The organism is Rhodococcus gordoniae (assembly GCF_001646655.1).
GTDB classification, from domain to species: domain Bacteria; phylum Actinomycetota; class Actinomycetes; order Mycobacteriales; family Mycobacteriaceae; genus Rhodococcus; species Rhodococcus gordoniae.
The window spans coordinates 256,479-269,959 of the sequence record NZ_LPZN01000002.1; the positions used below are offsets into that span (position 1 = coordinate 256,479).

The window sequence follows — 13,481 nt, forward strand, 5'->3', positions numbered from 1 at the left end:
AGATGCCACCGAGGAAGAGGGCGACGGCCACAGCACCGTCGACCATGAAGGAACTGAAGGACACACTGTGGAAGGCCGCCGACAAGTTGCGCGGTTCCATGGATGCGTCCCAGTACAAGGATGTCATCCTCGGGCTGGTGTTCCTCAAGTACGTGTCGGATGCGTTCGACGAGCGTCGTCAGCAGCTCGAAGCGGAACTGCGCGCCGACGGACTCGACGACGAGGACGTGGCCTCGCTGATCGACGACCGCGACGAATACACGGGGTCCACCGTGTTCTGGGTACCCGCGGAAGCGCGCTGGGAGTACCTCGCGCAGAACGCGAAGGGTGTCCAGGAGACTGCGGAGACCGAGGGACTGACCGTCGGCGAGCTGATCAACCGGGCGATGCTCGCGTTGATGACGGAGAACCCGTCGTTGAAGGGTACGTTGCCGACGATTTTCAACGGCGACAACGTCGACCAGCGACGTCTCGGCGAGCTCCTCGACCTGCTCAACGGCACTCGCTTCACGGGTGAGGGTGCGCGTAAGGCGCGGGACCTTCTCGGTGAGGTGTACGAATACTTCCTGGAGAAGTTCGCTCGCGCAGAAGGTAAGCGCGGCGGCGAGTTCTACACGCCCGCAGGTGTTGTGCGCGTTCTGGTCGAGGTGCTCGAGCCGTACAGCGGCCGCGTGTACGACCCGGCGTGCGGGTCGGGTGGCATGTTCGTGCAGGCCGAGAAGTTCATCGAACATCACGGTGGCAACCCGACGGACATTTCGGTGTACGGTCAGGAACTCAACGAGCGCACCTGGCGCATGGCGAAGATGAATCTGGCGATTCATGGCATTACCGCCAATCTCGCCGAGCGTTGGGGAGATACGTTCGCGCAGGACCTGCATCCCGATCTGCTGGCCGACTATGTGATGGCCAATCCCCCGTTCAACATCAAGGATTGGTCGCGTCGCGAGGACGACAAGCGCTGGAAGTTCGGTGTTCCGCCGGCCGGCAACGCGAACTACGCATGGATTCAGCACATCATCTCGAAGCTCGCGGCGCGTGGTTCGGCCGGTGTGGTGATGGCAAACGGAACGATGTCCTCGAATTCCGGTGGCGAGGGCGAGATCCGTGCGCGGCTCGTCGAGGCCGATCTGGTGTCGTGCATGGTCGCGCTTCCGACACAGTTGTTCCGCAGCACGGGAATTCCGGTGTGCGTGTGGTTCTTCGCGAAGGACAAGTCTGCCGGCGTAAAGGGTTCGATCGACCGTCGTGGCGAGGTGTTGTTCATCGACGCCCGCAACCTGGGCTACATGGTGGATCGCGCGGAGCGCGCGTTGTCGGATGATGACATCGCCAAGATTGCGGACACGTTCCACTCGTGGCGCGGGAGAGAATCGGCGAAGGGTGAATACGCCGACGAGCCCGGCTTCTGCTACTCGGCCAGTCTGGCGGAGATCAAGGAAGCCGACTACGCGCTGACCCCGGGGCGGTATGTGGGTGCGGCGCCACTCAAAGACGACGGTGAGCCGATCGAAGAGAAGATCGTGCGGCTGACGAAGGAACTGTACGAGCAATTCGACGAGTCGGCACGGTTGCAGACTGTGGTGCGGGAGCAGTTGGGGAGGATTCAGTGATTGATCTTCCTAACGGATGGGAACTGAAGAACCTCAACGAAGTCGTCGAACTGAAGCGTGGGTTCGACCTTCCGGCCCGGGAACGACGTGGAGGCCCCTACCCAGTATTAAGCGCGGGTGCCGCCGCAGGCTGGCATGATTCCGGTCCTATTAAAGGCCCAGGAATGGTGGTTGGTCGTGCAACGAACCTTGGTGTACCGACATGGTCAGACGGCGACTTTTGGCCACTCAATACAACGCTCTACGCGGCAAACTTTTACGATAATCACCCCAGATTTGTATTTCATCTATTTGAGAATATGGATCTCAGTGGCTTCGATTCGGGCAGTGTTCAGCCGATGTTGAACCGAAATTACATTGCTAAGCTCAAAGTGCTAGTTCCACCATTCGCCGACCAAAGGGCTATCGCCGAGGTCCTCGGTGCCCTCGACGACAAGATCGCCGCGAACCGTGAGCTGGCTGACGTAGCGCAGGCACTCCTTTCCGCAAGATTCTCCGCACTTCAGTTAGACGAGGACTACGGGGACCAAATTCGCTTGGATACGTATTTTGAACTGAACCCGAAGTGCGCGAAACCTCAAGCGGACGAGCCGACGTACCTGGACATGAAAAATCTTCCAACTTCCGACATGCTGGTCTCAGATTGGGACCAGCGACCAGCGAAGAGCGGAACTAGGTTTATGAACGGCGACACCCTGCTCGCGCGAATAACTCCTTGCCTTGAAAATCGGAAGGTCGGGTACGTCGACTTTCTTGACGACGGGGAAGTGGCCTTGGGCTCCACTGAGTACATTGTGTTCAGAGCGCGACCGGGCGTACCCAAGGAGCTGGCGTTCTTCCTGACGACAAGCTCGCGTTTCAGGGCGACCGCTATGCAGCACATGGTCGGCACGTCGGGGCGTCAGAGGCTCTCGGCCGCCGACGTTGCCGGCTTTACCCTCAGGAAGATCGAGGATTCGAAGTTGGCCGAGTGGGGCGCCGATGCGGCTCCACTGCTGAAGCACCTCGGCTCCTTACGGGATGAAAACAGGACGTTGGCTTCCTTGCGGGAGGCGCTCCTACCTCGTCTCATGTCAGGTGAGCTACGGGTACGAGACAGGGAAAGGCTTGTAGAAAACCTTATATGAGGGGTCTGGGTCGCCATATGTGTAAAGGATCTACGAATCGTGGCGACCCCGCGGGTTGCATAAGCACGAACAAGAGAAACGGTAGATGGCTCCGTTCTGGCACGAAACCCACCGCACCGACTGCTTGTCGTCGACATAATCGTAGACGGATGGTCGTCGACCAGTCGCCCGCGCCGGGTGCCCGCATCGACAAGGGTGACGCTGTTCTAGCTGTGGTGAAGGAAGATGAGTTCAATGGGTACTGAACTGGATGACGCGCCGTTCATCGAGGCGATAGACGCGATGACTCCACGCGATTGGGAAGAGCTGCGATCGCTCGTCTCCAACCTCGATAGCTATTCGAGCAGTTGTGCTCGCGACGACACTGCGGCCGCCGAGGCATCGGCCGATTTGTCTGTGGTTGGTTGGGCATGGGACTTTCTGCACGATCGCGGCTTGATCGTCCCGTTCGATTGGCCCAGTTGGGAAGGCAAAGCGGTGCTCGAACTTTCCGATCCGCGCCCGATCGGTCATGCGTCGGCAGCAGATTGCCTGCGGTACTTGACCGTATCGGTTCGAGCTGATCGGTATGTGGTCGGCGCGTTCGAGAGCTACGTGGAGGACGGCTTGATGGGAAGTCTGCTACGTCGGCTGCTCGAAACCACCGGAAACGCAAGCTGACGGAAACGAAAAGCGGGCGCCCTGCGGGCGGCTGCGCTCGACCGATCGGAGACCCTTCGGGTCCTTGAGTCGTCGTCCCCTTCCCCAAGGCTGCCCGGTCGCCATGCCCCGATAGACCGTCTCGGCCAGCACTTCTGGCCCCACGTCGCATAGGACGCGCGGCTTGTACTGGACCCGGTCGTTCGTGTCGACCCTCACGATCGGGTGCTCCACCACCAGCTGCGGAGACGAAGGATACTGGTGCCCAGTCGGTTTCGAATCCGAGGAATGTCACCCGAAATTCGCAGCGTCGAGCGCTGACGTCGGACTGTGGGAGACGAGCGACGAATGCGTCGATGTGCCTCGGATACCGGAACGGCCCTCGTGCACGTCGATGCGGAAGAAACAACTCGAGCCCTCCGACCGTGGCGGTTGAAGGACGAACAGTCAGAGCGTCAGAAATGAACCTGGTGGCCAGGTGAAGGAGCGGCCCGAGACGGCCGATTGCTGGTGCACGCCTCTGATAGGCGTGTGGATAGAATCCACCCTACGGTGCATGACAGGTTCCTTCTGTCTTGTGCCCAGACCCCGGGTCAGGTGTTGGCGCACCTTCCGGGGTCGACCTGTATTCAGATCGTTGCAGGGATGGTGCCACGCGAGTTGATCAACGTCAACTCGAACATGTGTTCCATAGTGCCTGTCGTAGGTGGAGAGTGGTGATCCGGCGATCCAGCGAGCTATGGAGGATTATGGCCATCTATAGGAATCTATGGGCATCTATGGGCACCTATGGAAAAAATTCCATAGGTGCCCATAGATCGCTATAATTTCCCATATGGACCCCGCCCTGAACCCCTTCAAACCCGGGTCGGGTCTTCGACCACCTGCTCTTGAAGGCCGTGATGCAGAGCGCGAGCAGTTCGATCTTCTCGTGGCGCGTAGCAAGCTTCGAAACTACGACCGAGGGATGATTTTGTCGGGACTGCGCGGCGTCGGGAAGACGACGTTGCTCAATACGCTCGCCGAGCACGCAGAGAACCAGGGATGGCTGGTGATCGGCATCGAGGCTCGTCCGAACGAAGCCGGTGTCGCTGCGGTACGGGCCAAACTTGGCAACGAGCTTGCCGCTGGACTGCGTCGTTTCAGTCGTCGCCACAGGCTGCAGAAGACACTTGATCATCTCGTCGAGCTGTCGCGGGGATTTACTCTCGGTATCGGTCTCGGGCCCGCGAAAGTGGAGATCGCGCTGGACGGACACGCCGCGACCGGAGATCTGGATCTGGACCTCGAAGAATTGGTCGAAGCGATTTGTGACGAAATGAAGAAGCGGTCGACTGCCTTCGGGCTCTTCATCGACGAGATGCAAGACCTCGATCGGGATCTGCTGAGTGCGCTACTCGCCGTCCAGCATCGCGCGAGTCAACGCGAGTGGCCGTTCTTCATCGTGGGAGCCGGCCTGCCCAATTTACCTGCTGTCCTGGCCGATACGCGTTCGTACGCCGAGCGGCAGTTTACGTACAGCACCATCGGGCCCTTGACCGATGCTGATGCAGCCGACGCATTGCGCCTGCCGGTAGAGCGCCATGGTGGCGCGTTTACTTCCACCGCCCTCGAGATTCTGGTCGATGCCAGCGGTGGATATCCCTACTTCCTTCAAGAGTTCGGCAAGGCAATCTGGGCAGTGGCACAGGCAACGCCGTTCACCGAGGACGATGCGCTTCTCGCAATAGACGAAGGACGTCGAGCACTCGACAACGGCTTCTTCCCCTCCCGGTGGAACCGCGCAACCGAACGCGAGCGGCGTTATATGCGTGCCATTGCTGCTACTGGTGAGAAGGCGCCTCGATCCGGCACCGTGGCCGCTCTGATGGGTCAGTCCACTTCCGCCATCAGCGACGTTCGCGACTCTGCCATCAAGAAGGGGCTCGTCTGGTCTCCGGAACACGGCCGGATCGGCTTCACGGTCCCAGGCATGGACGACTTCATTCGTCGCCAACCCGAGGACTGACACGTCATACAGTTCATCCGTTGTCAGATATACCCATAATCGATCTTGCCTCTGATGACATCTCCTCGGGCTTCGGTCCGCCCGTATCCGGACGGAACATGCTGGCGCACTCCCGCACGGTCCACATTCGATCGCATCGCGAGGGGATTCGCAGGGGAGTTGTGCGCCGGACAGTAGTCGCAGCGCAGCGATACTGGGTGTTTTGACGGGGCTGGCCGCGGCAGCACCCGCACCCGACACCGTGGTGAACGGCACCCTATCGATCACCCCGCTGTGCCGGGGAACAATCGACGCACTGATTGTCCTCTGTACGGAATGGGAGCGGCTCACCACGCGCTTCCCACTGATGCGCGACCTCGATCCGCGCGGCCCGCACCTCGTCGTCCTCGGTGCCGGCCTCACGGAAGACGGCAAAATCCGTCCTTCAGCGCGCGATGATCAACTTCCGCCAGGTGGTCGACGCCCGTACTCCGATCGCAGGCATCGTGGCTGCGTAGGTCGAACCGTGAAGATCAGGACAGCGCGTTCGCTCGTCGTGTCAACATCTGACTGATCTCCGAAATATTCTTCGTCAGTTCGAAATTGACCCATCCGGCGACCTCCCAGAGGGCGCTGGGATCGGGCATGAGGCCGACGATGACGGTGTCCGGATCGGTGGCTTCGAGGAGCCCGGCCCATTCGTCGCGCAGAGCTCGAAGGCGACCTTCGGAACCGGACCAGTCGTGATCGTCGGGCGCCACTGGGCTCCCTCCACGGCACACGGTGAGGGTGTTCGACCACCACCATTCGATATGCCACAGCAGCCACGCGATCGTGGTCTCGGGAAGGACCTCAGCGGTCTCATCGGGCCAGTCGGCAACGAGCCTGCCATCGACCCGTCGGACGGCGACGCAATTGGACGACGGTTCCCAGTGCGTGGCCGCGTCGTCGATGCGGGGAAACACGTGCTGGTCGGCGAACAGCCAGACCAACTCGAGTTGCTTCATCAGGGTGCGCGTAGCCGGCGGCAGAGCTTCCGAGGTCATATGCGAATCATCCACGACCGGCGACGCCCGAGTAAGCAGACATGTGAACGATCTACGGCGCCCCGAACCCGTAGGTGAATTCACCGCTGCTCCAGTTCATCGTCGCGTGGTACTTGTAACCCCGCATCCGACCACCCCCGACGTCTTCGGTGCCCACGAAACATTCGAATACCGTGGTGGTTTCGTTGAGATTATCCGTGGAGCCGCCGTTGACGGGGGAACACGTCACCGAGAGCACCGGACCGTCGAACATGCCCTTGTTCACGTGCTCGAGCGCCATCTCTTCGATACTCGCCTCGATGTTCGTCACGCTCAACGCCCGGGAAGCGCGTTCCGCCGCATCGGCAGCCTCTTGCTCGGCGCGTTCCGCTTCGATGCGCTCGGCTTCACGCTTCGCCGCTTCTTCCAGCGCAGATGCCTGAGCGGCGACCTGGGCGTCGTGGTTGATCTTCCACGTCACCGTCCCACCGACAGCTGCGAGTGCCACCACCAGCAACGTCATGACGACGACCCGCTTCCGGAACCAACGCGTCGTCTCGGGTGTCTCGTCGTCGCCTGATTCGGGTTCGGGGAAATCGAGCCACGTCGTCCCGTCCCAATATCGTTGCCCGCCGTGGGGGTCCGGGTACCAGCCGGCCGGCGCCGGCGACTTGTCGTTCGACATTGCACAGGGTCCTTACTCGGTGAACGAATCGTGGGGAAAACCGGTGCGCCCGACCCCTCCTCGGGCGCACCGGCAGTAGGGGAGGCAGTTACCGCAGGGAGACGGTGACGCCGTTGGAGAACATCGAGTCGTGCAGCTCGATCGCCGTCGGAACTGCGTCGACCGGCATGTCGAACACGACCGGCATGGTGACCGTGTTGCCGGGGTTGATCTTGTCCCAGATCGGCACATCCGAGTCGAGGTTCAGGGCGGCCGAGGTGTCGGGTCCGAAGGTGCGTCCCTGCTCGTCGACGAGTTTCTGGTCGCTGGGGCTGAGGCTCTTCGGCTGATCCGAGATGTTGCTGACCGTCATCGTGACGATGACGAACTGCCCCTGAGCTTCCTTCGCGAGGTACGGGTTGTCGCCGAGTGTGCTGATGCCGGTCTCGACCCCGTTGACGACGAACTCGAACTTGCCGTCGCGAACAGGCGTGTTCATCGTCGCGGTTTCGTCCTCGACGACGTCCTCGGCGACGGGCGCCTCGGCCTCGATAGCCGCCGTCGTATCCGTCTTCGCAGACGTGCTGGGCTTGTCGTCGTCACCCCCGCCGGACACGGACGCGATGACGAAGACGGCAACCAGTCCGCCGACGATCCACGGCCACTTCTTGCGTTTCTTCTGCTGGACGGGTCCGTAGCCGGCGGGAGGGACCGGAGCGCCGGGCTGGTGGGGCATGGTCATGGCAAACCTCTATTCGGTGAGTGGAACGAATTCAGCGGCCGAGGGTGAGATGCACACCCGAGTCGGCCTCGGCTTCGTCGTACGAGACGGAACCGCGGTGAGAGACCTCGACGTCATAGAACGACGCCCCGCGCGGCACGTCGGGGACGGTGAAGAAGAAGGTGCAGAAGTCGTCTTCACGGACGCTGCCGGTCAGAGATCCCTTGGCGAGCAGCGTTCCGGTTTCGTCGGATACCCGGACCGCAGCGGCGGACGAAATGTCGTCGTAGCCACGGTCACCTTCGCATTCGAAGTCGGGGGTGCTGCTGTAGGTGGACCCGTCGACCAGGGTGATCGTGCCGTCGATGGTGAACAGTGCCGGAGCGGAAATCCGAGCGTTGATGAGGAAACCGGCCGCGGTCAGCGCGCCGACAACCGTCGCGGTGCACACACCGACCACCACGCCCGGCCAGAAGCGGGACGTGGCACGCTCTTCGGGCTCGGTGGACTCGGCGGGCACAGGAGCGAACTGAGTGGTCACGGCGATCTCCTGATCGTTCGAAGTGGACGTTCAGATCGTCGGCCGTACCCGTCGCGGAGCAGATTTTCCGCTTGATAACCCCCTTTATCGATTGGGTGTCTCGCTAGCTGGTTGATCAGCTTCTAAGTTGTGTGCATGGCAGATGTACTGGACTTCCCGGGTCGACTCACCGAATCCGTCTGGGAACAGATGGCGCTCGAGACCCTCGGCGAACTCGGATGGCGCCACATGCCGGGCAGCGAGATCGCTCCCGGCACGGGCGAACGCGCCACCTGGGACGAACTGCTGGTGCCGGCGCGCCTACGGTCTGCCATAGTCACCCTCAACCCCGCACTGCCTCCGAGCGCAGTGGACGACGCCGTGACCGTTGTCGCCACAGCCGGTTCGAGCGACGCCATCACCGAGAACCGGCAGATCCACCAGTACCTCACCGAGGGTCTGCGGAAGGTCTCGTACGCGGACGACAACGGGGTCCAGGTGACTCCCACCATCCGTCTGGTGTCCGTCGATCCCGACGCCAACGATTGGTTCGTCGCCAGCCAGGTGACCGTGATCCGCGGAGACCATGAGCGACGTTTCGACCTCGTCCTGTATCTGAACGGCATGCCGGTCGCTGTCGTGGAGTTGAAGAATGCCGGCAATCCCTATGCCGGATTGACGGATGCCCACGCTCAGTTGCGGACCTACCTCCGCGAGTTTCCGCTCGCCTTCCGTTTCGCCGTGCTCAGCCTCGCTTCCGACGGGGTCGGCGCCGCCTACGGCACGCCGTTCACGCCGTTCGAGCACTTCTCGCCGTGGAATGTCGACGACGACGGCAAACCCGTGGAACCCACCGGCGACCATCACCAACTCGACATCGCGCTCTACGGGCTGTTCAACCAGGAACGATTCCTCCAATTGCTCCGCAACTACACGGCATTCGACGAGAGCGAGAACGGACTCGTCAAGCGAATCGCGAAACCCCATCAGTATTTCGCAGTGTCCAAGGCCGTAGGATCGACGGTGGAAGCCGTCGCTTCGGAGGGCAAGGCCGGAGTCGTCTGGCATACTCAGGGTTCCGGCAAGTCCATGGAGATGGAGCTCTACGCCAACCAGGTGATCCGCCACCCCAGGCTCGCCAACCCCACGATCGTGGTCATCACCGACCGCAACGAACTCGACGGCCAGCTCTACGAGACCTTCGCACGCTCACAGCTTCTTCCCGAGCGGCCCAAGCAGATTCGGCGCCGTGAAGAGCTTCGTCAGGAACTGTCCGGACGCACGACGGGTGGCATCTACTTCACCACATTGCAGAAGTTCGGCAAGAGCCGTGAAGAGCGCGAAGCCGGTCTCAGCCACCCGCAGTTGTCGGCGCGACGCAACATCATCGTCATCGTCGACGAAGCCCACCGTAGCCACTACGACAATCTCGACGGCTACGCCCGGCACCTGCGCGACGCGCTGCCGCACGCAACGCTCATCGCCTTCACCGGAACGCCGATCTCCTTCGAAGACCGCAACACCCGGGCCGTCTTCGGCGACTACATCGACATCTACGACCTCACCCGAGCGGTCGAGGACGGTGCAACCGTGCCGGTGCACTTCGAAAGCCGCCTCGTGAAAGTCTCGTTCGGTGAGGAAGTGTCCGAAGACCAGATCGATTCGTCCGCAGACGAGGTGACCGCCGGCCTCGACGACACCGAGCGCGCCCGGATCGAAAAGTCGGTAGCTGTCATCAACGCCGTCTACGGTGCGCCGGCCCGGTTGAAGCTGCTTGCGGAAGATCTCGTCACCCACTGGGAGAACCGGCGCAGCCAGATGGCGAAGTTCGTCGGATCGGACGACAATCCGACCGCGCCGGGCAAGGCCCTCATCGTCTGCGCGACCCGTGAGATTTGCGCGAACCTCTACCAGCTCATCGTCGAACTGCGCCCGGACTGGCACTCCGATGATCTCTCCGGCGGACGCATCAAAGTGGTGTACTCCGGCGACGCCACCGACCAGCCGCCGATCAGCGACCATGTCCGCCGCGATTCCGAGAGCGCTGCAATCAAGAAGCGGCTCAAGGACATCGACGACGAACTCGAACTCGTCATCGTCAAGGACATGATGCTCACCGGGTTCGACGCCCCGCCGTTGCACACGCTCTACCTCGACCGTCCTCTCAAGGGGGCGTTGCTGATGCAGACCCTCGCACGGGTGAACCGCACCTTCCGCGGTAAGCAGGACGGTCTGCTGGTGGCGTACGCGCCGGTCGCCGACAACCTCGCCGAAGCGCTGGCCGAGTACACGGCATCCGACCGCAACACCAAGCCGCTCGGCAGGCCTGTCGGTGAAGCCGTCGATGCGGTGAAGAACTGCATGACGATCCTCGACAACATGCTCCACGGATTCGACTGGCGTGCACATCGCAACGCGCCGGGACCGCGGGCGTGGCTCGATACCGTCATCGCTACCGTTGCATTCCTCCGCGACAAGCAGAACCCGGGAAACAAGGTCGGTGAAGGCGAGAAGACACTCGCCACCCGATACCGCGAGTACTCGTCCCAACTGTCCCGGGTCTGGGCGATCTGCAGTACCCATGAAGATGTCCAACCACTTGCTCGCGACGCTCGCTTCTTCGAAGAGGTGCGCGTGCAGATGGCGAAACGTGACGCGGAGGAGCGACGCGCGAACGGCGCCGCGGTGCCCGACGACGTCAAGCGTGCGCTGCGGGCCTTGATGGCGGCGTCCGTCGAGTCGGAGGAAGTGCTCGACATCTATGACGCTGCCGGGATGCCCAAGCCCTCGCTCGCAGACTTGAACGGTGATTTCCTCGAACGCACCGTGCAAGCGAAGCACCCGTCGCTGGCGATCGAAGCGTTGCGCAACCTCGTCGCCTCCGAATCGCGAAAGGTTTCGCGTCACAATCTGGTCAGGCAGCGAGCGTTCTCGCAGAAGCTCCGTGAGCTCATGAACAAGTACACCAACAGCCAGTTGACCTCGGCGGAGATCATCGCCGCGTTGGTGGTGCTCGCCAAGGAAGTGCAGGACGAAGCGAAGCGCGGGCAACGGTTCGATCCGCCCCTCGGCGATCACGAGCTGTCGCTGTACGACGCGATCGCGCAGAGCGAGGCGGCCCTCCTCGAAATGGGGGAGGACGTGCTCGCCCAGATCGCGCGCGAGCTGATCGGGATCATGCAACGCGACGTCAAGACGGACTGGAGCGTGCGTGAAGACGTCAAGGCGAAGCTGCGGTCGCAGGTCAAACGCTTGCTGGCGCGCTACAAGTACCCGCCGGACCGGCGTACCAGTGCTACCAAGCTCGTTATCGAGCAGATGGAGGCCATCGCACCCACCATGGCCGCATGACCTCCATCAACGGCCTCCCGTAACGACGAGGGGTGACGCTCCGACACCAGTTCAGGAGGGCATTCAGCGCGTGTGCGACCGGGAAAGCGGCACACGGGGCCTGGTGCCGGGTTGAAGGAGAAACATGAAGTTCGTCGTCCCCTACCTGCGCGTCGTAGCGGGGATGTTCGCCGCCATCACGCTGTGGCTGGCGATCGTAGAAGTACTCAACGGCAACGTGGCCGACGCGATCCTGTTCCTGGCATTCGCGGCCGGCCTGGGATATCTCGCCATCGGCAAGCCCCTGCGCGACCGCCGCAAGCGGATCAAGGCCGAGCAGGACGCGATCGCCGCACGCGCCGAAGCCGGCCACCGCGCGTTCCTCGCGGGGGATGTGCGGGCGGTGATGGCACCGCCGCCCGAGCCGCCGAAGCGCCCGCGGATCCGCCGCGGGGTGGTCATCGCCGCTGCCGTCGCCGGACTGATCGTCCTCATGGGAATCATCGGCGATATCTCGGACGGGCTGGACTCACCCACGAATGACGACGCGAGTACGACTCCTCGCGCCGCACCGACGACCACCACGCAGTACACGACGTCGGCCGCCACCACGGCGCGGACCGTCGCTCCGGAAACCGCTCCCGCGACGAAGGTCTCCACCACGCAGGTCGCGGCGGTCGCGTCCACCGCGGTGATGCCGAATGTCGTGTGCATGAATCTCCAGGCGGCACAAGACGCCATCCAGGCTGCGGGCGTGTTCTACTCCACGAGCATCGATGCGAGCGGTCAGGAACGCACGCAGGTTTGGGACATGAACTGGGTCGTCGTCGACCAGGCTCCCTCGGTGGGGGCATCGATCGGTGAAGGCGACCCAGTGCTGTCGGTTCTGAAAGAGGACGAATTCAGCGGGTGTTAGGTCATCGGCTGCTCCGGTGCGGGCGAGATCTTCGGTGGGCGCGCTGACGTCGGACTGTGGGACGAGCGACGGGCTGCGTCGACGCGCTCGCGTTCTGCTCGTGCGCACACCTGGGCATATGGGCACGTACGAATAGTGCGCCTTGCAACGATCGCCGCTGTTGTTCATGGATAGTCCAGTGGTGCGGATGTAAAGCCGATTGTCAGACGTCATCGATCCGGCTGCGGCATGCGGTGAGACTTCCTCGCGTCGGTCCCGATTTCCCCCAGGCGCGCGTCCAGATGGCACAGTGCGGCACGGCCGACATCCGAGAAGACAAGGGGGACTCGCATGGGAGCTGTGCGACGGACGGTGGTGGCGACGGCAGTCGCGGCCACAGCTGCAGTAGGAGGATCGACAGGGCAGGCGGCGGCGACGCCGGCAGTCGACACCGTGGTGAACGGAGTACTGTCCATCACCCCGCTGTGCCAGGGAACCATCGACGCACTCATTGTCGCGTGTACCGAGCTCGAGAAGCTCACGCCGCACTTTCCGCTGATGCTCGACCTGAATCCGAGGGGTACGCATCTCGTCGTGCTCGGGGCCGGACTCACCGAGGACGGCAAGATCAGGCCGGTGCTCGAAGAACGTCTCGACACGGCTTTGCGTGCAGCGCACCGCTATCCGGAAGCACCGATCGTCGTCACCGGTGGTGTGCCGCGCAACGGCGTCACCGAAGCGCGGGCGATGAAGGACTGGTTGGTGGCACGGGGGATTCCACCGGAACCGCTGTACTCGTGACGAACCGCGACCACCTCGAACGCGCGATGATCAACTTCCGGCAGGCGGTCGACGCGCGTATTCCCGTCGCGGGCATCGTCGCAGCGTAAGTCCCGGAAGAAGGAGTCGATCAGTTCTGGAACGGCGGGACGGGCGTAGGAGTGGCGTCTCATCCGGGGG

General features: G+C 62.5%; 11 protein-coding genes. 7 read left to right on the forward strand and 4 right to left on the reverse strand.

Annotation, left to right across the window (positions count from 1 at the left end; genetic code table 11):
• The first annotated feature begins 2 nt into the window (after nucleotides 1-2).
• The 4 genes from A8G18_RS01760 (at nucleotide 3) to A8G18_RS01780 (ending at nucleotide 5,387) form a co-directional block, all read left to right on the forward strand.
• Nucleotides 3-1,613, forward strand: coding sequence for a class I SAM-dependent DNA methyltransferase (locus A8G18_RS01760; protein ID WP_064062525.1), 1,611 nt, complete (start codon nucleotides 3-5; stop codon nucleotides 1,611-1,613).
• Nucleotides 1,610-2,740: a restriction endonuclease subunit S gene (locus A8G18_RS01765; RefSeq protein ID WP_167352066.1), complete on the forward strand. Its 1,131-nt coding sequence runs from the start codon at nucleotides 1,610-1,612 to the stop codon at nucleotides 2,738-2,740. Before A8G18_RS01760 ends, A8G18_RS01765 begins: the two co-directional genes overlap by 4 nt.
• A gap of 234 nt (nucleotides 2,741-2,974) precedes the next feature.
• Entirely contained in the window at nucleotides 2,975-3,400 is a 426-nt protein-coding gene (locus A8G18_RS01770) for a DUF6508 domain-containing protein (protein WP_147290699.1), read from the forward strand.
• 814 nt (nucleotides 3,401-4,214) lie between these two features.
• Complete coding sequence (locus tag A8G18_RS01780) at nucleotides 4,215-5,387, forward strand: ATP-binding protein (RefSeq protein WP_064062503.1); 1,173 nt, start codon at nucleotides 4,215-4,217, stop codon at nucleotides 5,385-5,387.
• Between the two features lie 512 nt (nucleotides 5,388-5,899).
• Here A8G18_RS01780 and A8G18_RS01785 read toward each other — a convergent pair.
• The 4 genes from A8G18_RS01785 to A8G18_RS01800 form a co-directional block, all read right to left on the reverse strand.
• The gene (locus tag A8G18_RS01785) at nucleotides 5,900-6,412 is read right to left on the reverse strand and encodes a DinB family protein (RefSeq protein ID WP_064062504.1); all 513 of its coding nucleotides are present in this window, start codon (nucleotides 6,410-6,412) and stop codon (nucleotides 5,900-5,902) included.
• A 52-nt stretch (nucleotides 6,413-6,464) separates the two neighbouring features.
• Nucleotides 6,465-7,076, reverse strand: coding sequence for a DUF2510 domain-containing protein (locus A8G18_RS23645; protein ID WP_064062505.1), 612 nt, complete (start codon nucleotides 7,074-7,076; stop codon nucleotides 6,465-6,467).
• Between the two features lie 88 nt (nucleotides 7,077-7,164).
• Nucleotides 7,165-7,797 (reverse strand): DUF4352 domain-containing protein, encoded by a 633-nt coding sequence (locus tag A8G18_RS01795; RefSeq protein WP_064062506.1) that lies wholly within the window; start codon nucleotides 7,795-7,797, stop codon nucleotides 7,165-7,167.
• A 31-nt stretch (nucleotides 7,798-7,828) separates the two neighbouring features.
• Nucleotides 7,829-8,317: a hypothetical protein gene (locus A8G18_RS01800; RefSeq protein WP_084421353.1), complete on the reverse strand. Its 489-nt coding sequence runs from the start codon at nucleotides 8,315-8,317 to the stop codon at nucleotides 7,829-7,831.
• A gap of 135 nt (nucleotides 8,318-8,452) precedes the next feature.
• On the opposite strand from A8G18_RS01800, the gene A8G18_RS01805 reads away from it, so the two are divergent.
• From A8G18_RS01805 to A8G18_RS01815, 3 genes are all read left to right on the forward strand, one after another.
• Nucleotides 8,453-11,647 carry a type I restriction endonuclease subunit R gene (locus A8G18_RS01805; protein WP_064062507.1) on the forward strand — a complete coding sequence of 1,065 codons (3,195 nt, stop codon included), beginning with the start codon at nucleotides 8,453-8,455 and terminating at the stop codon, nucleotides 11,645-11,647.
• A 124-nt stretch (nucleotides 11,648-11,771) separates the two neighbouring features.
• Nucleotides 11,772-12,542 (forward strand): hypothetical protein, encoded by a 771-nt coding sequence (locus A8G18_RS01810; protein WP_064062508.1) that lies wholly within the window; start codon nucleotides 11,772-11,774, stop codon nucleotides 12,540-12,542.
• Nucleotides 12,543-12,872: 330 nt separating this feature from the next.
• Nucleotides 12,873-13,322, forward strand: a complete 450-nt coding sequence (locus tag A8G18_RS01815; RefSeq protein WP_342433357.1) for a YdcF family protein — start codon at nucleotides 12,873-12,875, stop codon at nucleotides 13,320-13,322.
• The last annotated feature ends 159 nt before the right edge of the window (nucleotides 13,323-13,481 follow it).

Coding starts and splice junctions, on each gene's coding strand:
- A8G18_RS01770 (WP_147290699.1), top strand. CDS start 2,975: ATGGGTACTGAACTGGATGACGCGCCGTTCATCGAGGCGATAGACGCG.
- A8G18_RS01795 (WP_064062506.1), bottom strand. CDS start 7,797: ATGACCATGCCCCACCAGCCCGGCGCTCCGGTCCCTCCCGCCGGCTAC.
- A8G18_RS01805 (WP_064062507.1), top strand. CDS start 8,453: ATGGCAGATGTACTGGACTTCCCGGGTCGACTCACCGAATCCGTCTGG.
- A8G18_RS01780 (WP_064062503.1), top strand. CDS start 4,215: ATGGACCCCGCCCTGAACCCCTTCAAACCCGGGTCGGGTCTTCGACCA.
- A8G18_RS01810 (WP_064062508.1), top strand. CDS start 11,772: ATGAAGTTCGTCGTCCCCTACCTGCGCGTCGTAGCGGGGATGTTCGCC.
- A8G18_RS23645 (WP_064062505.1), bottom strand. CDS start 7,076: ATGTCGAACGACAAGTCGCCGGCGCCGGCCGGCTGGTACCCGGACCCC.
- A8G18_RS01785 (WP_064062504.1), bottom strand. CDS start 6,412: ATGACCTCGGAAGCTCTGCCGCCGGCTACGCGCACCCTGATGAAGCAA.
- A8G18_RS01815 (WP_342433357.1), top strand. CDS start 12,873: ATGGGAGCTGTGCGACGGACGGTGGTGGCGACGGCAGTCGCGGCCACA.
- A8G18_RS01760 (WP_064062525.1), top strand. CDS start 3: ATGCCACCGAGGAAGAGGGCGACGGCCACAGCACCGTCGACCATGAAG.